Source organism: Streptomyces sp. Ag82_O1-12 (assembly GCF_900182715.1).
Taxonomy (GTDB): Bacteria; Actinomycetota; Actinomycetes; order Streptomycetales; family Streptomycetaceae; genus Streptomyces; species Streptomyces massasporeus.
Genome location: NZ_FXUW01000001.1, coordinates 3399057 through 3419680, shown reverse-complemented (window position 1 = coordinate 3419680; position 20624 = coordinate 3399057). Strand labels below are relative to the sequence as shown.

General features: G+C 71.3%; 14 protein-coding genes and 1 rRNA gene. 13 read left to right on the top strand and 2 right to left on the bottom strand.

What is annotated here, in order from left to right; translation table 11 throughout:
- Positions 1-103: 103 nt before the first annotated feature.
- The gene (locus QOL88_RS15545; protein WP_097217000.1) at positions 104-3781 is read left to right on the top strand and encodes a glycosyltransferase family 2 protein; all 3678 of its coding nucleotides are present in this window, start codon (positions 104-106) and stop codon (positions 3779-3781) included.
- Entirely contained in the window at positions 3778-5340 is a 1563-nt protein-coding gene (locus QOL88_RS15540; protein WP_097216999.1) for a DUF5719 family protein, read from the top strand. The genes QOL88_RS15545 and QOL88_RS15540 overlap by 4 nt, the downstream gene beginning before the upstream one ends.
- Before the next feature lie 99 nt (positions 5341-5439).
- On the opposite strand, the gene QOL88_RS15535 is transcribed toward QOL88_RS15540, so the two are convergent.
- Positions 5440-5895 (bottom strand): metallopeptidase family protein, encoded by a 456-nt coding sequence (locus tag QOL88_RS15535; protein ID WP_097216998.1) that lies wholly within the window; start codon positions 5893-5895, stop codon positions 5440-5442.
- A 294-nt stretch (positions 5896-6189) separates the two neighbouring features.
- On the opposite strand from QOL88_RS15535, the gene QOL88_RS15530 reads away from it, so the two are divergent.
- The 9 genes from QOL88_RS15530 (at position 6190) to QOL88_RS15490 (ending at position 16157) form a co-directional block, all read left to right on the top strand.
- Positions 6190-6612, top strand: a complete 423-nt coding sequence (locus tag QOL88_RS15530; protein WP_097216997.1) for a DUF3499 domain-containing protein — start codon at positions 6190-6192, stop codon at positions 6610-6612.
- Between the two features lie 119 nt (positions 6613-6731).
- Positions 6732-8348, top strand: a complete 1617-nt coding sequence (locus tag QOL88_RS15525) for an L-lactate permease (protein WP_097216996.1) — start codon at positions 6732-6734, stop codon at positions 8346-8348.
- Between the two features lie 103 nt (positions 8349-8451).
- Positions 8452-9816, top strand: coding sequence for a phosphomannomutase/phosphoglucomutase (locus QOL88_RS15520; protein ID WP_097216995.1), 1365 nt, complete (start codon positions 8452-8454; stop codon positions 9814-9816).
- 69 nt (positions 9817-9885) lie between these two features.
- Positions 9886-10056 (top strand): Trm112 family protein, encoded by a 171-nt coding sequence (locus QOL88_RS15515; RefSeq protein WP_097216994.1) that lies wholly within the window; start codon positions 9886-9888, stop codon positions 10054-10056.
- A gap of 110 nt (positions 10057-10166) precedes the next feature.
- Complete coding sequence (locus tag QOL88_RS15510; RefSeq protein ID WP_097216993.1) at positions 10167-11294, top strand: SIS domain-containing protein; 1128 nt, start codon at positions 10167-10169, stop codon at positions 11292-11294.
- 55 nt (positions 11295-11349) lie between these two features.
- Positions 11350-12501 carry a mannose-6-phosphate isomerase, class I gene (gene manA, locus QOL88_RS15505; protein ID WP_097216992.1) on the top strand — a complete coding sequence of 384 codons (1152 nt, stop codon included), beginning with the start codon at positions 11350-11352 and terminating at the stop codon, positions 12499-12501.
- Positions 12502-12653: 152 nt separating this feature from the next.
- Positions 12654-13628, top strand: a complete 975-nt coding sequence (locus tag QOL88_RS15500) for a cation diffusion facilitator family transporter (RefSeq protein WP_097216991.1) — start codon at positions 12654-12656, stop codon at positions 13626-13628.
- A gap of 323 nt (positions 13629-13951) precedes the next feature.
- Entirely contained in the window at positions 13952-15409 is a 1458-nt protein-coding gene (gene ahcY / locus QOL88_RS15495; RefSeq protein WP_097216990.1) for an adenosylhomocysteinase, read from the top strand.
- A gap of 133 nt (positions 15410-15542) precedes the next feature.
- Positions 15543-16157 carry a hypothetical protein gene (locus QOL88_RS15490; protein WP_097216989.1) on the top strand — a complete coding sequence of 205 codons (615 nt, stop codon included), beginning with the start codon at positions 15543-15545 and terminating at the stop codon, positions 16155-16157.
- 38 nt (positions 16158-16195) lie between these two features.
- Here QOL88_RS15490 and QOL88_RS15485 read toward each other — a convergent pair whose 3' ends face one another.
- Entirely contained in the window at positions 16196-17182 is a 987-nt protein-coding gene (locus tag QOL88_RS15485; protein ID WP_097216988.1) for an RDD family protein, read from the bottom strand.
- Positions 17183-17311: 129 nt separating this feature from the next.
- On the opposite strand from QOL88_RS15485, the gene QOL88_RS15480 reads away from it, so the two are divergent.
- Both QOL88_RS15480 and QOL88_RS15475 read left to right on the top strand, forming a co-directional pair.
- Positions 17312-18319: a stage II sporulation protein M gene (locus QOL88_RS15480; RefSeq protein WP_097216987.1), complete on the top strand. Its 1008-nt coding sequence runs from the start codon at positions 17312-17314 to the stop codon at positions 18317-18319.
- A gap of 576 nt (positions 18320-18895) precedes the next feature.
- Positions 18896-20421 (top strand): 16S ribosomal RNA (locus QOL88_RS15475).
- The last annotated feature ends 203 nt before the right edge of the window (positions 20422-20624 follow it).

Sequence of the window (20624 nt, the reverse complement as noted above, 5' to 3'; positions counted from 1 at the left end):
CCTTCCGTGCAGCCGATAGTGTGGTCGCTCGTCCGAGACGCCCCGCCGCCCCCACCGGGCGCAGGCGTCCACCGCAGTCCACCGAACCGGGGCCCGTACCTCGATGTCCGTGCACAGCCACTCGGCAGCTCATCACGACACCGCTGCCACAGCCGTGTTTGACCCGGCCCGCCCGCCCGAGTTCCCGCGTCACGTGGTGACCGCGGTCCTCGTCTCCCACGACGGCGCCCGCTGGCTGCCCGACGCGCTCGCCGGGCTGCTCGGCCAGGAGCGGCCCGTCCAGTACGCGATGGGGGCCGACACCGGCAGCGCGGACGCCTCCGCCCAGCTGGTCACCGACGCCCTCGGGGCCGACCGCGTGCTGCACCTCGCCCGCCGTACCGGCTTCGGCCAGGCCGTCGAGGAGTGCGGCCGTGTCGCCCCGGCCCTCACCCCGGACGAGCTGCCGTACCTGAAGCGCCCCAGCGGCTGGGACCCGGTCACCCGCTCGTGGCGCGACGACGCCTACGACCTGCCCGAGCTGCCGCACGGCGAGCCGGTGCAATGGCTGTGGCTGCTGCACGACGACTGCGCCCCGGACCCGGACGCCCTGGCCCAGCTGCTGCGGGTCGTGGAGAACGAGTACGAGCTGGGCCGCGAGGACGTGGCCGTCGTGGGCCCCAAGCTCCGCGGCTGGTACGACCGGCGGCAGCTGCTGGAGGTCGGCGTCTCCATCGCCAACTCCGGCCGCCGCTGGACCGGCCTGGACCGCCGCGAACAGGACCAGGGCCAGCACGACCACGTCCGGCCCGTGCTGTCCGTGTCCACCGCCGGCATGCTCGTGCGCCGCGACGTCTTCGAGCAGCTCGGCGGATTCGACCGCCACCTGCCCCTCATGCGCGACGACGTCGACCTGTGCTGGCGCGCCCACGCCGCCGGCTACCGCGTCCTGGTCGCCCCCGAAGCGGTCGTCCGGCACGCCGAGGCGTCCAGCCGCGAGCGCCGCACGGTCGACTGCATGGGCCGGACCGCGGCCTCCCCGCACAAGGTCGACAAGGCCGGCGCCGTCTACACCCTGCTCGTCAACTCGCGCACGGCCGTCCTCCCCTGGGTGATGCTGCGGATCGTGCTCGGCACCCTGCTGCGCACCGTGGCCTACCTCGTCGGCAAGGTCCCCGGACAGGCCGTCGACGAGATCCGCGGCCTGATGGGCACCCTGCTCCGGCCCGAGCGGATCCTCGCCGGCCGGCGCGGCAGAGGAGCACCCCGGATCGACAAGGGCGAGCTGCGGGCGCTGTTCCCGCCGCCCGGCGCGACCGTCCGCGTCACCGTCGAGCAGGTCGCGAGCAGCCTCGTCGGCCGCTCCGACCCGGAGGCCGCGGCCGGCGCCGGACGGCACGGCAGCGCCGTCGAGTCGGGCCCCGGCGGCGACGACGCCGACTTCCTGGAGATCGAGCAGTTCGCCCGGCTCAAGCGCATCGCGCGCAAGCCCGGCCCCGTCCTCTTCCTGGTGCTGCTGCTCGTCTCCCTGGTCGCCTGCCGCCAGCTCCTCGGCGGCGGCGCGCTCGCGGGCGGCGCCCTGCTGCCCGCCCCCGCCGACTCCGGCGAGCTGTGGTCGCGCTACCTGGACGCCTGGCACCCGGTCGGCGCCGGCGGCACCTCATCGGCGCCGCCGTACGTCGCGCTCGTGGCGATGCTGGCGTCTCTGCTGTTCGGCTCGACCGGCCTGGCCGTCACGGTCCTGCTCGTCTGCTCGGTGCCGCTGGCCGGCGTCGCCGCCTACTTCGCCTCCCGCCCGCTCGTCGAGTCCCGGCTGCTGCGCGCCTGGGCGGCCGTCGTCTACGCCTTCCTGCCCGCCGCCACCGGCGCCCTCGCCGGCGGACGCATCGGCACCGCCGTCCTGGCCGCGCTGCTGCCGCTCATCGCCCGCGCGGGCATCGCGGCCGGCGGCCTGACGAACTCCTCCGGCTCCCGCGGCAGCTGGCGCGCCACCTGGGCCTACGCGCTGCTGCTGACCATCACCACGGCCTTCACACCGATCGTCTGGCCCATCGCGCTGCTCCTCGGCGTCGGACTGCTGGTGCTGCGCCGGGGCGACATCACGGCCTACGGGCTGCGCTTCCTCGCCCAGCTCGGCACCCCCCTGCTTCTCCTCGCACCCTGGTCGCTCACGCTGCTCCCGTTCGGCTTCCTCAAGGAAGCGGGCCTCGCGTACGGCCCCTCGGCGGCCTCCGCCGTCGACCTGCTCGGCGCCAGCCCGGGCGGCCCCGGCACCGTCAGCGGCCTCATGCTCATCGGCATCGTGCTCGCCGCCCTCGCCGCCCTGGTCCGCTCGGAGCGCCAGTCGGGCATCTGGACGGCCTGGGCGGTCGCGCTGATCGGCTTCGTCTTCGCGGTCCTGTCCAACAACTCCACCTGGGCCGGCCCGGCGACCCTCGTCTACGGCCTCGCCCTCCTGGCGGCCGCCGCGCTGGGCGCCGACGGTGCACGCGCGCGGGTGGCCGAGCAGAGCTTCGGCTGGCGCCAGCCGGTCGCCGTGCTGATCGCCTTCGCCTCGGCCGCCGGTCCGCTGCTCATCGCCGCGGGCTGGATGATCCGCGGTGCCGACGGCCCCCTGGAGCGGCGCGACCCGATCCAGGTCCCCGCGTTCGTCGCCGAGGAGAGCGGCACCCGCGACCAGGCCCGCACCCTCGTCCTCGACAGCGACTCCGGCGCCCACGTCGGCTACATGCTCGTCCGCGGTTCCGGCGCACGCCTCGGCGACGGCGAGATCGCCGCGGCCGACGGCGAGAACGGCAGGCTCGACAAGGTCGTCGCCAACCTGGTCGCGGGCTCCGGCGCCGACCAGGCCGACCAGCTCGGCGGGTTCGCCGTGCGCTACGTCCTCGTCCACCAGGGCGCGCCCCGCGAGGTCACCCGCGTCCTGGACGCCACGCCCGGTCTGACCCGGCTCAGCCAGCAGGCGGGCGGCGCGCTGTGGCGCGTCAACCGGGAGGTCGCACGCGCCCTGATCGTCCCCGCCTCCGGCACCCCGCAGCCCGTCGCCGCCGGACCCGTCGACATCCACACCACGATCCCGACCGGCGCGGGCGGACGCGTGCTGCGCCTCGCCGACGCGGCCTCCGACGGCTGGTCCGCCACGCTCGACGGCAAGCCGCTGACCCGCACCACGGTCGACGGCTGGGCCCAGGGCTTCGAACTCCCCGCCACCGGCGGCCGGCTGGACGTCACCTACGACGACCCGATCGGCCACACGGCCTGGCTGTGGGCCCAGGGCCTCCTCGCCGTCGTCCTGGTCGTGCTCGCCCTGCCCGGCCGGCGCCGCGACATCGACGACGACCTCCCCGAGGAGCCGGCCGTCCCGGCCCAGGCCGTCGCAGGCGAGGGCCGCCGCGCCCGCCGCCTGCGTGCCCAGGCGGAGGCCGACGCCGAAGAGACTCCGAGCCCCGAGGAGTTCCCGCCCCCGCCCCCGGAGCAGCCGCCGGCGGCGCTGCCCCAGCAGCAGAACTACGGGGAGTGGGACAACGCCGGCTACCAGGCCGGCGCGTACCCGGGCTACGGCGACCAGCACCAGAACGCCCAGTACCCGGCGGACGCCTACGGGCAGCAGTACCAGGCGGACCCCTACCAGGGCGGTCAGTACGACCCGTACGCGTACGGGGGGCAGGGCCAGAACCCGCAGTACGACCAGCAGGGTTACGACCAGACCTACCAGCAGGGCTACGGCACGCCGTACGACCCGGCGCAGCAGCACCACCCCCACGGCACGGGCAGTGAGCGTCCCGACGGGAGCCAGCAGTGAACCGCACCACCCTGTCCCTGATCGCCGGCGCGACCGCGCTCGCCGCCGTCACCGGCTTCGCCGCGCTGTCCGCTCCGGACGCCCCGGGCACGGGCACCGCCGCCAAGGCGGCCGCCCAACTGCCCGTGGAGCGCACGAGCCTGCTGTGCCCGGCGCCCAGTACGTCCGATCTCGCCGAGACGTCCTACACCTCCTTCACGCCCGTCACGAAGGGCACCGGGAGCGGCGGCAAGGCCGAACTCCGGGAGGCCGACGAGGAGTCGGCCGACGCCCCGGCCGACGGCGACGGCGAGGACAAGGGCAACGGCAAGGACAAGGGCAACGGCAAGGGCAAGGACGGCGGGAAGTCCGGCGAGGGCAAGCTCGCGAAGCCCGTGCTGACTCCCAAGGAGCCCGGCAAGCCGGTCACCGGCGACAGCTCCGGCGGCGACGCACCCGCCCTGATCGGCACGGCGGACGGCAGGTTCGCGCCCGGCTGGACCGTCCAGGAGACGACCGAGGTCGCCGCGGGGACCGGACGCGGCCTCCAGGGCGTCAACTGCACCGCCCCGGACACCGACTTCTGGTTCCCCGGCGCCAGCACGGACGCCGACCGCACCGACTACGTCCACCTGACGAACCCCGACGACTCGGCCGCCGTGGTCGACATCGAGCTCTACGGCAAGGACGGCGCCCTGAAGTCCGCGGTGGGGGAGGGCATCACGGTCCCGCCGCACTCCAGCGAGCCGGTGCTGCTGTCCACCCTCACCGGCGAGCGGCAGACCAACCTCACGGTGCACGTCAACGTCCGCAGCGGACGCGTCGGCGCCGCCGTGCAGGCCCTGGACGACAAGCTCGGCGGCGACTGGCTGGCCGCGTCCACGGACCCGTCGGGCAGCCTGGTCCTGCCCGGCATCCCCAAGGACGCCACCTCCGTGCGCCTGGTCGCCCTCACCCCCGGCGACGCCGACGCGGACCTGAAGGTGCGCCTGGCCTCCCCCTCCGGGCTGATCACCCCGGCCGGGCACGAGACGGTGCACGTCAAGGGCGGCATGACCACCGCCGTCGACCTGGGCGACGTCACCCGAGGCGAGGCCGGCTCCCTGGTGCTGACCCCGACGGACCGGTCCGTGCCGGTCGTGGCGGCCCTGCGGGTCGTACGCGGCAAGGGCGACAAGCAGGAGACGGCGTTCATCCCGGCCACCCGCCCCGTCGGCACGCGCGCGACGTCCGCCGACAACAGCGGCAAGGGCAGCACCCTGTCCCTGACGGCCCCCGGCGCCGCCGCCACGGTCAAGGTCACGGCCTCGGCCGGCAGCGAGGGCGGCACTCCGGTCTCGAAGACGTACACGATCAAGGCCGGCACGACCCAGGACATCGAGCCCCCGGCCCCCGGCGCCCTGAAGGGCACCTACGCGCTCACGGTCGAGACGGTGTCCGGAGGCCCGGCCTACGGAGCCCGCACCCTGACGGCGAGCGAGGACGGCGTCCCCGCCTTCACCGTGCAGACACTGCCGGACGACCGGGGCACCGTGGCGGTGCCGGAGGCGGACGAGGACCTGTCGGTTCTCCAGCGGTAGGGCCGCCGGCCGGAGGGCCCGTCGGCCGGAGGGCCCGTCGGCCGGAGCGGGTCCGCCGGAGCGGGTCCGCCGGACGGTGTCCGTCCGGCCCCGGTCCTCCTAGCCCTGGTCCTCGCCGTACCGCGGATCCACCGTCTCCGGCGTCAGCCCGAGCAGCTCGGCGACCTGCTCCACGACGACCTCGTGCACCAGTGCCGCCCGCTCGTCGCGCCCCTTGGTGCGGATCTCGACCGGCCGCCGGTAGACGACCACGCGCGCGGGGCGGCCCTCACACGCGCTGATCGTGCCGCCGAGGGGGACCGCCTCGTCGTTCCACGCCTGTCCGGGCCCGTCGAGCCGCGGCACCTCCAGCACCAGGAAATCGATGTCGGCGAGTTGCGGCCACCGCCGCTCCAGGCGCTCCACGGAGTCCTGCACCAGATCGGCGAACGCCTCCGCGCGGCTCGCGGCGAGCGGCACCTGCGGCGGTGCGATCGGGCCGCGCATGCCCCGTCCGTGGCGATCACGACGGCGGGGCCCGGGGGCGGCGGCACGGGGCGTTACGGGCTTGTCCATCACTGGTGAAGGGTAGTCCCCGCGGCGCCCCCGTGCCCGGAACCGTACGGCGGCACGGACGGCTTCCGGCCGCGCCACTCGGCATGTCGTTACATGACCATTCAAGCCAAGGTTGGGCTCAAATCCGTATCCCGCCGAGACCGGAACCCTCACGGCAATTGAGGGTTTTGTGACGACTGTTGATCGCTTGACGGACCCTTCGACACCTCGGACGGTGATGTCCTGCCAGGTCAGAAAGGTGCGCTCCCAAGGGTGTGTGGGGTGTTTCACAGCACGACACGGGGGAGTGACCTGGTGGAGGGTCGTCGCGGCCCGCTCAAGAGTGCGGTACCGTCCAACGTCGTGAGCCCTGTACGTCGCTGTTCGCGCACCGCTTGCGGCCGTCCCGCCGTCGCGACGCTGACGTACGTCTACGCCGACTCGACCGCGGTCCTCGGCCCGCTCGCCACCTACGCCGAACCCCACTGCTACGACCTGTGCGCCGAGCACTCCGAGCGCCTCACCGCCCCGCGCGGCTGGGAGGTCGTCCGGCTCCTCGACGGCTCGGCCCCGGCCCGCCCCAGCGGGGACGACCTGGAAGCGCTTGCGAACGCCGTACGTGAGGCGGCCCGCCCCCAGGAGCGGGCGGCCGAGGCGGGCGGCGGGGGCCGTGGGGCCGACCCGCGGGAAGTCGCGCGGCGCGGGCATCTGCGCGTCCTGCGTTCGCCCGACAACTGACCGCCCCTCTCGGTTTCTCCACGCGCCCACCCGTTGACGCGAGCTTGGCGCGGACATGACCATTCCGTTGTGAGGCTGCGAGAAATCGCTTTCGCATGACGGAAACCGGGGAGGGGCCCGTGTACGTCCAGGAACTGGAACCCGTCGCTGGCTCACTCGGCCTGTCCGCCCTGGTGGCGGGCCTTCCCCTGGTGACCGTCCTGGTCCTGCTCGGCGGCGTCCGTATGAAGGCGCACCTGGCGGGCCTGACCGGCCTCCTCGCCGCCGTCCTCGTCGCCCGGCTCGCCTACGGCATGCCGATCGGCCAGACCCTCTCCAGCGGCGTCCAGGGCGCCGTCTTCGGTCTTTTCCCCATCCTGTGGATCGTCGTCAACGCCCTGTGGGTGTACCGGATGACCGTCCGCACCCGGCACTTCGACATTCTGCGCCGGTCCTTCGGGCGGCTCTCCGACGACCCGCGCATCCAGGCCCTCGTCATCGCCTTCTGCTTCGGGGCGCTGCTGGAGGCGCTCGCCGGCTTCGGGGCGCCCGTCGCGATCAGCGCGGTGATGCTGGTCGCCCTCGGCTTCGAACCGGTGCGTGCCGCCGTCGTAGCCCTGGTCGCCAACACCGCGCCCGTGGCCTTCGGCGCGATGGGCACGCCGGTCGTCACGCTCGCCCAGGTGACCGGACTGCCCCTGGACTCCGTGGCGTCCGTGGTGGGCCGTCAGACACCGCTGCTGGCACTCGTCGTGCCCCTGGTGCTGGTCTGGCTCGTGGACGGCCGGCGCGGCCTGCGCGAGACCTGGGTACCCGCCCTGGCATGCGGAGTCGCCTTCGCCGTCGCCCAGTTCGCCGCGTCCAACTACGTCTCCGCCCAACTCGCCGACATCGGTGCCGCCCTGGCCGGTGCGGGCGCCCTGGTCGCCGTACCACGCGCGCGTGTGCCCGCCGCCGAGTCCGTGCGCGCCTCCGTGCTGACCGGCGCCCGCAGCGAGGAACTCGACGAGAAGGACCCGCACCGCGAGGTCCTGCGCGCCCACGCCCCCTACGCGCTGATCGTCGTGATCTTCTCCGTCGCGCAGATCCCGCCCGTCAAGGACTGGCTGGCCCGGACCACCCAGACCTTCGACTGGCCCTTCCTGGACGTCGCCGGCCCCGACGGCGAACCGGTCGGCGGCAACGTCTTCAGCTGGCCCGTCGTGTCGACCGGCGGCACCCTCGTCCTGCTCGCCGGGATCCTCACGGCCGCCGTCATCGGGGTCCACGCGCGCGTGGCGGTCAGAGAGTGGCTCGCGACCGTCCACGACCTGCGCTTCGCGATCCTCACCGTGACGTCCGTCCTGGCCCTCGCCTACGTCATGAATCTCTCCGGGCAGGCGGCGACCATCGGCCACTTCGTGGCGGCGGCCGGAGCCGGGCTCGCGTTCCTGTCGCCCGTCCTCGGCTGGTTCGGCGTCGCCGTGTCCGGCTCGGACACCTCCGCCAACGCCCTCTTCGGCGCCCTCCAGGTGACTGCCGCCCGAGAGTCCGGACTTTCGCCGGAGCTGCTGGCCGCCGCCAACAGCTCCGGCGGCGTCCTCGGCAAGATGATCTCCCCGCAGAACCTCACGATCGCCTGCGCCGCCGTGGGACTCGCGGGCCGCGAGGGCGACTTGCTGCGCAAGGTGCTGCCGTGGAGCCTGGGTCTGCTGCTGGTGATGTGCCTGATCGTGGTCGGCCAGAGCACCCCGGTCCTGGGCTGGATGCTGCCCTGACCTGAGGTTACGGCTGGGGGTCTTCCGGGCGTCCGCCCGGCGCGTTGTCGGTGGGCGAGGGTAGTTTGGGCGGACCGACAGTACTTTTTCAGGAAGGTTGGCCGTGGCTGCTGATCTGTCGCAGGTCGTGAAGGCGTACGACGTACGCGGGGTCGTCCCCGACCAGTGGGACGAGTCCCTGGCCGAGCTCTTCGGGGCCGCCTTCGTGCGGGTCACCGGCGCGAGCGCCATCACGACGGGGCACGACATGCGGCCCTCCTCGCCGGGCCTGTCGCGTGCCTTCGCGCGCGGGGCGGCCGCCCTGGGCGCCGACGTGACGGAGATCGGCCTCTGCTCGACGGACCAGCTGTACTACGCCTCGGGCGCGCTGGACCTCCCGGGCGCCATGTTCACCGCCTCCCACAACCCGGCGCAGTACAACGGCATCAAGATGTGCCGCTCGGGCGCCGCCCCGGTCGGCCAGGACACCGGCCTGGCGGAGATCCGGGAACTGGTGGAGGGCTGGAGCGAGTCGGGCGCACCGGAGCCGGCCGCGAAGGCGGGCACCATCACCGGCCGCGACACGTTGTCGGACTACGCGGCCCACCTGCGCTCCCTGGTCGACCTGACCGTCATCCGCCCCCTGAAGGTCGTCGTCGACGCCGGCAACGGCATGGGCGGGCACACCGTCCCCGAGGTCTTCGCCGGCCTGCCCCTGACCCTGGTGCCGATGTACTTCGAGCTCGACGGCACCTTCCCCAACCACGAGGCCAACCCCCTCGACCCCGCCAACCTCGTCGACCTGCAGAAGCGGGTCCGCGAGGAGGGCGCCGACCTGGGCCTCGCCTTCGACGGCGACGCCGACCGCTGCTTCGTCGTCGACGAGCGCGGCGAGCCGGTCTCCCCGTCGGCGATCACCGCCCTGGTCGCCTCCCGCGAACTGGCCCGGCACGGCGGCAAGGGCACGATCATCCACAACCTGATCACCTCCTGGTCGGTCCCCGAGGTGGTCGAGGAGAACGGCGGCAGCCCGGTCCGCACCCGCGTGGGCCACTCCTTCATCAAGGCCGAGATGGCCCGCACCGGCGCGATCTTCGGCGGCGAGCACTCCGCGCACTACTACTTCCGCGACTTCTGGAACGCCGACACGGGCATGCTGGCCGCCCTCCACGTCCTCGCGGCCCTCGGCGGCCAGGACGGCCCCCTCTCCTCCCTCGTCGCCCAGTACGACCGCTACGCCGGCTCCGGGGAGATCAACTCCACGGTCGCCGACCAGCAGGCCAGCCTCGCCGCGATCCGCGCCGTGTACGGGGCCCGCGAGGGCATCACCCTCGACGAGCTCGACGGCCTCACGGTCTCCTCCGCCGACTGGTGGTTCAACGTCCGCCCGTCCAACACGGAGCCGCTGCTCCGCCTGAACGCGGAGGCGCGCGACGCCGAGACGATGGCCCGGGTGCGCGATGAGGTGCTGGGGATCATCAGGGGCTGAGGCCCCGCCGCCACCGGCGGTAACCTGACCAGGCACGACCCCAAGCGCCCGCACCTCGAAGGAACCCCTATGCCCCTCGAATCCGGCCTCCTCGAGATCCTCGCCTGCCCGGCCTGCCACTCCTCCCTCACGGAGCAGGACACCGAACTGATCTGCACCGACAGCAGCTGCGGCCTGGCCTACCCCGTCCGCGACGGCATCCCCGTCCTGCTCGTCGACGAGGCCCGCCGCCCCGCCTGACCGACGGGGGCGCACGCACCCCGCGACACACGGTGCACATAGCCCCCGGCACAGCGGGCACGATCCAGGACACCCTCATAACGGACCCCGGCGATGGGAAGCTGCCGCCCATGCTCGACGAATCGCTGCTCGACTCCCCGGAGGGCCTCGCCGAGGCCGACCACCGCGGACTGCTCCGCGGCGCCGCAGAAGCCGGCGCCCGCGTCCGGACCGCGGCCCGCCACGCTGCCGAGGCGGGCGTCAACGACCTCAAGCCGGACGGCCGCCCCCGCGCGGTGCTCATCGCCGGCCCCGGTGCCGCCGCCACCCACGCCGCCGACCTCATCGGCACGCTCGCCGGTGCCGGCAGCCCGGTCATCCGCCTCGCCCCCACCGGTGTCGCCCCCGGCGCGGGCGCCCTGCGGTGGGAACTGCCCGGCTGGGCCGGCTCCGTGGACCTCCTGCTGATCACCACCCCGGACGGCACCGAACCCGGCCTGTCCCTGCTCGCCGAGCAGGCCTACCGCCGGGGCTGCACCGTCGCGGCCGTGGCTCCCGCCCGTACCCCGCTCGCCGACGCCCTCGCCGGTGTGCACGGCCTGTTCGTCCCCGTGGCGACCGCCCCGTACGACCAGGAGGAGCCCCTCGCCGCGTCCGCCCCCGGTGTCCTGTGGGCCCTGCTCACCCCGCTCCTCGCGCTCCTGGACCGCACGGGCGTACTCGACGCTCCGCCGGACGCCCTCGGCAAGGTCGCCGACCGCCTCGACCTCGTCGCCGAACGCTGCGGCCCGGCCATCGCCACGTACAGCAACGCCGCCAAGACCCTGGCCGCCGAACTGTCCGACGCGCTCCCGGTCGTCTGGACCGAGGGCGTCTCGGCAGGCCCGGCCGGCCGCCGCTTCGCCGCGGCCCTCGCCGAACTGTCCGGCACGCCCGCCGTCGTCGCCGAACTCCCCGAGGCGCTCGCCGCCCACGGCGCCCTGCTCGCCGGCCCGCTGGCCGCCAGCGCCGACCCCGACGACTTCTTCCGCGACCGCGTCGAGGAAGCGCCCGCCCTGCACGCGCGCGTGGTCCTGCTCCGCGACCGCCCCATCGGCGGCCTCACCGCCGCCCCCGGCGCCCGCGAACTCGCCCTCAGCCACGACACACCGATCAGCGAGCTCGAACCGGAGGCCGGCGGCGAACTGGAGACCCTCGCGGAACTGATCGCCATCACGGATTTCGCCGCGGTTTACCTGGCGCTTGCTTCGAGGGCCTGATCTTGCCCGGGACAGCCTGACGCGCCCGCACCCCCGCACACCCAGAGAGAACGCCATGGACCGCCTCGACAACACCGTCCGCCCCTACGCCTGGGGTTCCCCGACCGCCATCCCGCAGCTGCTCGGCGTCGAGCCGACCGGCGAGCCGCAGGCGGAGATGTGGATGGGCGCCCACCCCGGCGCCCCCTCGCGCACCGACCGGGGCACGCTCGTCGAGGTCGTCGACGCCGACCCCGAGAAGGAACTCGGGCCCGCCGCCGTCGCCAGGTTCGGCCCCCGGCTGCCCTTCCTCCTCAAGATCCTCGCCGCGGGTGCCCCGCTGTCCCTCCAGGTCCACCCCGACCTCGCGCAGGCCAAGCAGGGCTACGCGGACGAGGAGCGGCGCGGCATCCCCGTGGACGCCCCGCACCGCAACTACAAGGACGCCAACCACAAGCCCGAACTGATCTGTGCCCTCACCGAGTTCGACGGCCTGTGCGGCTTCCGCGACCCGCTGGAGGCCGCGGCCCTCCTCGACGACCTCGGCGTCGACTCCCTCAAGCCCTACGTCGACCTCCTGCACGCCCACCCCGAGGACGCCGCCCTGCGCGAGGTCCTCACGGCGATCCTCTCCGCCGACCCGGACGAGATGTCCCGCACCGTCGCGGAAGCGGCCGTCGCCTGCGACCGCCTCGGCGGCGCCTACGCCCCCTACGCCGACATCGCCCACCACTACCCGGGCGACCCCGGCGTCATCGCCGCGATGCTGCTCAACCACGTCCGGCTCCAGCCCGGCGAGGCCCTCTACCTGGGCGCCGGCGTGCCGCACGCCTACCTCGACGGTCTCGGCGTCGAGATCATGGCCAACTCCGACAACGTCCTGCGCTGCGGCCTGACCCCCAAGCACGTCGACGTCCCCGAACTCCTGCGCATCGTCCGCTTCCTCCCCAGCGACCCCGGCGTCCTGCGCCCCGAGGCCTCCCCGGACGGCGAGGAGGTCTACGAGACCCCCATCGACGAATTCCGCCTCTCGCGCTACGTCCTCCCCGAGGCGGGTGCCGCCCACGACCTCACCCGCCCGACCCCGCAGATCCTGCTCTGCACGGCCGGCACCGTCCGGGCCGGCGAACACGACCTGACCCCCGGTGAGTCCGTCTTCGTCCCGGCCGGAGAAAAGGCCGAAGTGTCCGGAACGGGAACGCTTTTCCGGGCCACCGTCATCGCCTGACCGTTTCGACCGCCCCGTCCCGGTGACCTGACTCACCGCTGTCGCGGAGGGCTGCAACAATGGCCCACCGTCAAGCACGGGCAAAGCCACGGGCGCGCACCAAGGCGGTCGCCCGGGCCCTGGAACGGCGTACGAAGGGACAACGCGGACATATGAGCGCGTCAGGCGGTACCAAGGCGATCGTGGCGGCATTGGGCGCCAACCTCGCGATCGCGGTGGCGAAGTTCGTGGCGTTCCTCTTCAGCGGCTCGTCGTCGATGCTCGCCGAGTCCGTGCACTCCGTCGCCGACTCCGGCAACCAGGCGCTGCTCCTGGTCGGAGGCAAGAAGGCCAAGCGCGAGGCCACCCCGCAACACCCCTTCGGCTACGGCCGCGAGCGCTACATCTACGCCTTCCTCGTCTCCATCGTGCTCTTCTCGCTCGGCGGCATGTTCGCCCTCTACGAGGGCTACGAGAAGATCAAGCACCCGCACGAGCTCACGCACTGGTACTGGCCCGTCGGCGTCCTGATCTTCGCGATCATCGCCGAGGGCTTCTCCTTCCGGACGGCCATCAAGGAGTCCAACCCCCTGCGCGGCAGCCGCTCCTGGAAGGACTTCATCCGCCACGCCAAGGCCCCCGAGCTCCCCGTCGTCCTCCTGGAGGACCTCGGCGCCCTCGTCGGCCTCATCCTCGCGCTCGGCGGCGTCGGCCTCGCCCTCCTCACCGGCGACAGCGTCTGGGACGGCATCGGCACCCTCTGCATCGGCGTCCTGCTCATCCTGATCGCCCTGGTCCTCGCCGCCGAGACCAAGTCCCTCCTGCTCGGCGAGTCCGCCGGCCTCGAGGAGACCCGGAAGATCGAGGCCGCCGTCGTCGACGGCGACACCGTCACCCGCATCATCCACATGCGCACCCTCCACCTCGGCCCCGAGGAACTCCTCGTCGCCGCCAAGATCGCCGTCCAGCACGACGACACGGCCACCGAGATCGCCGCCGCCATCGACGCCGCCGAGGCCCGCATCCGCGACGCCGTCCCGATCGCCCGCGTGATCTACCTCGAGCCGGACATCTACAGCGAGCGCGAAGCCGCCAAGGGCCCCGACCCCGAGGCCACCCCGGGCGGCCCGGCCCCCTCGGACCACTGACCCCTCCACCAGCGCCCACGGGGCCCGCCGGACCATCCGGCGGGCCCCGTCGCCGTCCCCCGGCCGACTGGACGATCACTGGAGGGATTCCGGTGCGGGCTGGGGTTCGCACCCGCCCCCGGTGTAGCTTGGGACGGAGCCAGACGTCGCTGCTGATGGCGGTCGGGCGGTCCCTCCGCGGACCGGCCGAGGGAGAGAGGGCCTCCGACGGACTGCGCTGCGCGTACGCGGGCATGCCTGTGTCCTCTTTCGGGCACCCCTGTGTCCGCCGCCGCGCAGACCAGCCGTACCCATCTCGCCCCAACCCCGAGGAGCAGCTCGCAATGACGACTGTCGAGAACCGACAGGACTTCAAGGTCGCCGACCTCTCCCTGGCCGCGTTCGGCCGCAAGGAGATCACCCTCGCCGAGCACGAGATGCCGGGCCTGATGGCGATCCGCAAGGAGTACGCCGAGGCACAGCCCCTGGCCGGCGCACGTGTCACCGGCTCCCTGCACATGACCGTGCAGACCGCCGTGCTCATCGAGACCCTGGTCGCCCTCGGCGCGCAGGTCCGCTGGGCCTCCTGCAACATCTTCTCCACCCAGGACCACGCGGCCGCCGCCATCGCCGTCGGCCCGAACGGCACCGTGGACAACCCCCAGGGCGTCCCGGTCTTCGCCTGGAAGGGCGAGACCCTGGACGAGTACTGGTGGTGCACCGAGCAGGCGCTGACCTGGACGGACAGCCCCACCGGCGGCCCCAACATGATCCTCGACGACGGCGGCGACGCCACCCTCCTCGTCCACAAGGGCGTCGAGTACGAGAAGGACGGCAAGGTCCCCTCGCCCGACACCGCCGAGTCCGACGAGCACCGCGTCATCCTCGAGCTGCTGACCCGCACCCTGGGCGAGAACCCCCAGAAGTGGACCCAGCTGTCCTCGGAGATCCGCGGCGTCACCGAGGAGACCACGACCGGCGTCCACCGCCTGTACGAGATGCAGCGCGACGGCGTCCTCCTGTTCCCGGCGATCAACGTCAACGACGCCGTCACCAAGTCGAAGTTCGACAACAAGTACGGCTGCCGCCACTCGCTCATCGACGGCATCAACCGCGCCACCGACGTCCTCATCGGCGGCAAGACCGCGGTCGTCTTCGGCTACGGCGACGTCGGCAAGGGTTGCGCGGAGTCCCTGCGCGGACAGGGCGCCCGCGTGATCGTCACCGAGATCGACCCGATCTGCGCCCTCCAGGCCGCGATGGACGGCTACCAGGTCGCGACCCTCGAAGACGTCGTCGAGACGGCCGACATCTTCATCACCACGACCGGCAACAAGGACATCATCATGGCCTCGGACATGGCCAAGATGAAGCACCAGGCCATCGTCGGGAACATCGGCCACTTCGACAACGAGATCGACATGGCCGGCCTCGCCAAGATCCCCGGCATCGTCAAGGACGAGGTCAAGCCGCAGGTCCACACCTGGACCTTCCCCGACGGCAAGGTGATCATCGTCCTGTCCGAGGGCCGCCTGCTGAACCTGGGCAACGCCACCGGCCACCCGTCGTTCGTGATGTCCAACTCCTTCGCGGACCAGACCCTGGCCCAGATCGAGCTGTTCACCAAGCCCGACGAGTACCCGACCGGCGTCTACGTGCTCCCCAAGCACCTCGACGAGAAGGTCGCCCGCCTCCACCTGGACGCGCTCGGCGTGAAGCTGACGACGCTGCGCCCCGAGCAGGCCGAGTACATCGGCGTGCAGGTCGAGGGCCCGTTCAAGCCGGACCACTACCGCTACTGAGCAGAGCAGCACCGCTGCCGCGTTCGCAGCCGGTCGGATCTCCGAGGCAGGCCCCCGCACCCCCGTGCCGGGGGCCTGCCCCGTTCGACGGGCCGGCGACGACCGGCCCAGCCCGTCAAGACCCAGGACCCCCATGCCCCGCGGCCGCTATTCGCTCCACGATCCGCACGATCACACCCCCCTCGCAGAAGAACACTTCCAATGCGCCCCCGGCCCCTCCGGCTGGCGCTACGTCTCCCAGCTGACCACCCCCGCAGGCGATCACCACGGCTCCGTCGACCTCACCCTCGACGAACTGGGCCGCCCCATCCGTCTCGAACTCCACGCCGCGGCTTGGCAGGTCCGCGGCGCCGCCCTCGACGGAGTCACCTGGGTCCGCACCGACCCCACCGGCACCGACGCCACCGAAGGCAATGTGCGCGCCCACGCCTTCACCGGCGCCTCCCCGGCATTCCTCGTCGCCACCGCCCGACTCCTGCGCCTCACCCCCTCCGCAGCCGCCACCCGCGTACGCCTCGTCGCCTTCACGGATCCGGTCCTCGCCCCACGCACCGTGGACCAGTCCTGGGCCTTGGTGAAGAGCGAAACACACGCCACTGACAACGGCCCCCTGGCCGTGGACGAATACCAGGTCACAGCGCTGGACACGGGCGAGCAGCACACCGTGCACATCGCCGGGGACGTGGTCCTCGCGGCCCCCGGTATCGAGCTCGAAGACCTGGAATCACCGCCGTCGGTGTTCCCCTGAACAGACAGCCACGCCGGATCGGCGGGCCCCGGGCTCCACTAGGCCGGCGGCACGAACCCGGTACCGGGTCGATCTCCCGCCGAGCCCGTCGGTGACTCCGAGGGCCGCTCCACCGTCGGTGATTCCGACGGCCGCTCCACAGCGGACGGCTCGGAGACCACCTCAGGCGTTCCGACCGGCGGTCCGTAGACAGCGGGAGTCCCGCGACGAGCCTCAGGCGAGGCCGCTGGACCGTTCGTCGCCGGGACGGCGGCGGGCGTGGCCGCCCGGGCCGTATCGCGTCCGAAGGCCCGCCGGGCCTCCCGCGCCTGCCGTTCCTGTACGACGGCCGCCAGATACGCCGCCGGCGGCACACCCTGCGGCACCGGAGCCCCCGTACGCTCCGCCAGATCCGACGCCAGCCGCTCCGCCATCGACCAGCCCACCTGCGGATCCAGCTGCCGCATGCGCGTCAGGTACTGCCGGACGGCGAGCCACAGCCCGTCGGGCACCGCCGACAGATCGAGCCCCGAGAACCGCCCCGCCAGCCATGGCGGAGGAGGCGGCACGAAACCGGTCCGCGTGACCGGAATCCGCTCCCGCACCACGAGCGTCCCCGCGAACACATCCCCCAGCCGCCGCCCACGCGCCGACACGAACGAGGCGATGCAGGCGACGACCCCGAAGGTCATGAGGATCTCGATCACCCCGATCAAACCCCTCACCAGCGCATGCCGGAAGCGGATCGGCCCCCCGTCGTCCCGCACGACACGCAGCCCGCACGCCATCTTCCCCAGCGACCGTCCGTGACTGAGCGTCTCCACCGCGATCGGCCCGCCCACCAGCACGAGAACGAACGTCCCGATCGACAGCGCCGTCTGAGCCGCCTCGTCGAGCGAGGCCGTGGACGTCACCAGCACGATGGTCACCGCGACGTAGACCGCGATCGCCGCCACCAGATCGAGCAGCACGGCCAGCGCCCTGCTGGGCAGCCTCGCGGGGCGCAGCTCCAACGCCACAGCCTCGCCCGTCACCAGCTCACTCACGCCCGCCGCCCTTCCCCTGCCCTGCCCCCGACAGGGCCAGTCTGCCAAGCTGAGGGCGCATCGCACCGCAGTACGACAAGCTGATCCACGACGAGCCTCCGACGACCCAGCCGAGGAGCAGGCACACCGATGGACCTCGACGTCTTCGTCTCCGCCCACCGAGCGGAGTGGGACCGCCTCGAAGCCCTCCTCCGCCGCCAGCGTCGCCTCAACGGCGCCGAGGCCGACGAACTCGTCACCCTCTACCAGCGCACCGCGACGCACCTCTCCCTGATCCAGTCCAGCGCCCCGGACCCACAGCTGACCGGACGGCTGAGCCAACTCGTGGCACGCGCGCGTAGTGCCGTGACAGGCACCCGACGCGCCTCCTGGCGAGACGTCACCAGCTTCCTGACCCACGGCTTCCCCGCGGCCGTCTACAAGGCACGCCACTGGTGGGTGCCCACGGCGCTCCTGTCGACGGCCGTCGCCGCCCTCCTCGGCTGGTGGATCGGCACGCACCCCGAAGTCCAGGCATCCATCGCCGCCCCCGGCGAACTGCGCGAGCTCACCCGTCCAGGCGGCCAGTACGAGACGTACTACTCCAGCCACCCGGCTGCCAGCTTCGCCGCCCAGGTCTGGACGAACAACGCCTGGGCCGCCGCCCTGTGCCTCATCCTGGGGGTCTTCCTCGGACTGCCGGTCCTCTGGATCCTCTTCCAGAACATGCTCAACCTCGGAGTCGGCGTCGGCCTGATGTCCTCCGTCGGCCGCCTCGACACGTTCCTGGGCCTGGTCCTCCCGCACGGCCTCCTCGAACTGACCGCCGTCTTCGTCGCGGCGGGCACCGGTGTGCGCCTGGGCTGGACGCTGATCGACCCCGGCCCCCGAACGCGGCGTACGGCTCTCGCGGAAGAGGGCCGAGCCGCCCTAGGCATGGCCATAGGTCTCGCCCTGGTCCTCTTCGTCTCCGGCGCCATCGAAGGCTTCGTCACCCCGTCCGGCCTCCCCACCTGGGCCCGCATCACCATCGGGATCGCCGCCGAAGTGGCCTTCTTGGCCTACGTCTACGTCCTGGGCGGCCGTGCCGCCCGCGCGGGAGAGACCGGCGACGTCGCGGCAGCGGAACGCAGCGCGACCGTCCCCACAGCCGCCTGATCGTTCGCCCGACCGCCGGATGTGCAACCACCGCCGTTCAGCTGCTAGTGTCCTCTTCGCCCCACAGGAGCCGTTGACACGGCAAGTGAGGGGAGGTAGATTTGAACAGTTGTCTGGAGATGGGCTCTAGTCCCAGACCAGCGAGAGTGAACATCTATCTGCTTCTTGGAATGCTGATTTCATTGAAGCCTCTCCCGATGATTCGGAAACGAATGGCCGGTCAATCCGGCCCGAAACTTCTGATAAAGTCGGAACCGCCGGAAAGGGAAACGCGGAAGCGGGAACCTGGAAAGCACCGAGGAAATCGGATCGGAAAGATCTGATAGAGTCGGAAACGCAAGAACGAAGGGAAGCCCGGAGGAAAGCCCGAGAGGGTGAGTACAAAGGAAGCGACCGTTCCTTGAGAACTCAACAGCGTGCCAAAAGTCAACGCCAGATATGTTGATACCCCGTCCATCGGATAACCGATGGTCGAGGTTCCTTTGAAGAAAACACAGCGAGGACGCTGTGAACGGTCGGGCTTATTCCGCCTGACTGTTCCGCTCTCGTGCGTGTCATCCCGATTACGGGAAAACATTCACGGAGAGTTTGATCCTGGCTCAGGACGAACGCTGGCGGCGTGCTTAACACATGCAAGTCGAACGATGAACCACTTCGGTGGGGATTAGTGGCGAACGGGTGAGTAACACGTGGGCAATCTGCCCTGCACTCTGGGACAAGCCCTGGAAACGGGGTCTAATACCGGATACTGACCACCTTGGGCATCCATGGTGGTCGAAAGCTCCGGCGGTGCAGGATGAGCCCGCGGCCTATCAGCTTGTTGGTGAGGTAGTGGCTCACCAAGGCGACGACGGGTAGCCGGCCTGAGAGGGCGACCGGCCACACTGGGACTGAGACACGGCCCAGACTCCTACGGGAGGCAGCAGTGGGGAATATTGCACAATGGGCGAAAGCCTGATGCAGCGACGCCGCGTGAGGGATGACGGCCTTCGGGTTGTAAACCTCTTTCAGCAGGGAAGAAGCGAAAGTGACGGTACCTGCAGAAGAAGCGCCGGCTAACTACGTGCCAGCAGCCGCGGTAATACGTAGGGCGCGAGCGTTGTCCGGAATTATTGGGCGTAAAGAGCTCGTAGGCGGCTTGTCACGTCGGTTGTGAAAGCCCGGGGCTTAACCCCGGGTCTGCAGTCGATACGGGCAGGCTAGAGTTCGGTAGGGGAGATCGGAATTCCTGGTGTAGCGGTGAAATGCGCAGATATCAGGAGGAACACCGGTGGCGAAGGCGGATCTCTGGGCCGATACTGACGCTGAGGAGCGAAAGCGTGGGGAGCGAACAGGATTAGATACCCTGGTAGTCCACGCCGTAAACGGTGGGCACTAGGTGTGGGCAACATTCCACGTTGTCCGTGCCGCAGCTAACGCATTAAGTGCCCCGCCTGGGGAGTACGGCCGCAAGGCTAAAACTCAAAGGAATTGACGGGGGCCCGCACAAGCGGCGGAGCATGTGGCTTAATTCGACGCAACGCGAAGAACCTTACCAAGGCTTGACATACACCGGAAACGTCTGGAGACAGGCGCCCCCTTGTGGTCGGTGTACAGGTGGTGCATGGCTGTCGTCAGCTCGTGTCGTGAGATGTTGGGTTAAGTCCCGCAACGAGCGCAACCCTTGTCCCGTGTTGCCAGCAGGCCCTTGTGGTGCTGGGGACTCACGGGAGACCGCCGGGGTCAACTCGGAGGAAGGTGGGGACGACGTCAAGTCATCATGCCCCTTATGTCTTGGGCTGCACACGTGCTACAATGGCCGGTACAATGAGCTGCGATACCGCGAGGTGGAGCGAATCTCAAAAAGCCGGTCTCAGTTCGGATTGGGGTCTGCAACTCGACCCCATGAAGTCGGAGTCGCTAGTAATCGCAGATCAGCATTGCTGCGGTGAATACGTTCCCGGGCCTTGTACACACCGCCCGTCACGTCACGAAAGTCGGTAACACCCGAAGCCGGTGGCCCAACCCCTTGTGGGAGGGAGCTGTCGAAGGTGGGACTGGCGATTGGGACGAAGTCGTAACAAGGTAGCCGTACCGGAAGGTGCGGCTGGATCACCTCCTTTCTAAGGAGCACTTCTTACCGAGTCCTTCGGGGCGAGGTCAGAGGCCAGTACATCAGCGAATGTCTGATGCTGGTTGCTCATGGGTGGAACGTTGACTATTCGGCCAGGACCTCGGGTCGGAGGCTGCTAGTACTGCTCGTAAGAGTGTGGAACGCATGATCTCCGGACGGGATTTGGCCGGGCACGCTGTTGGGTGTCTGAGG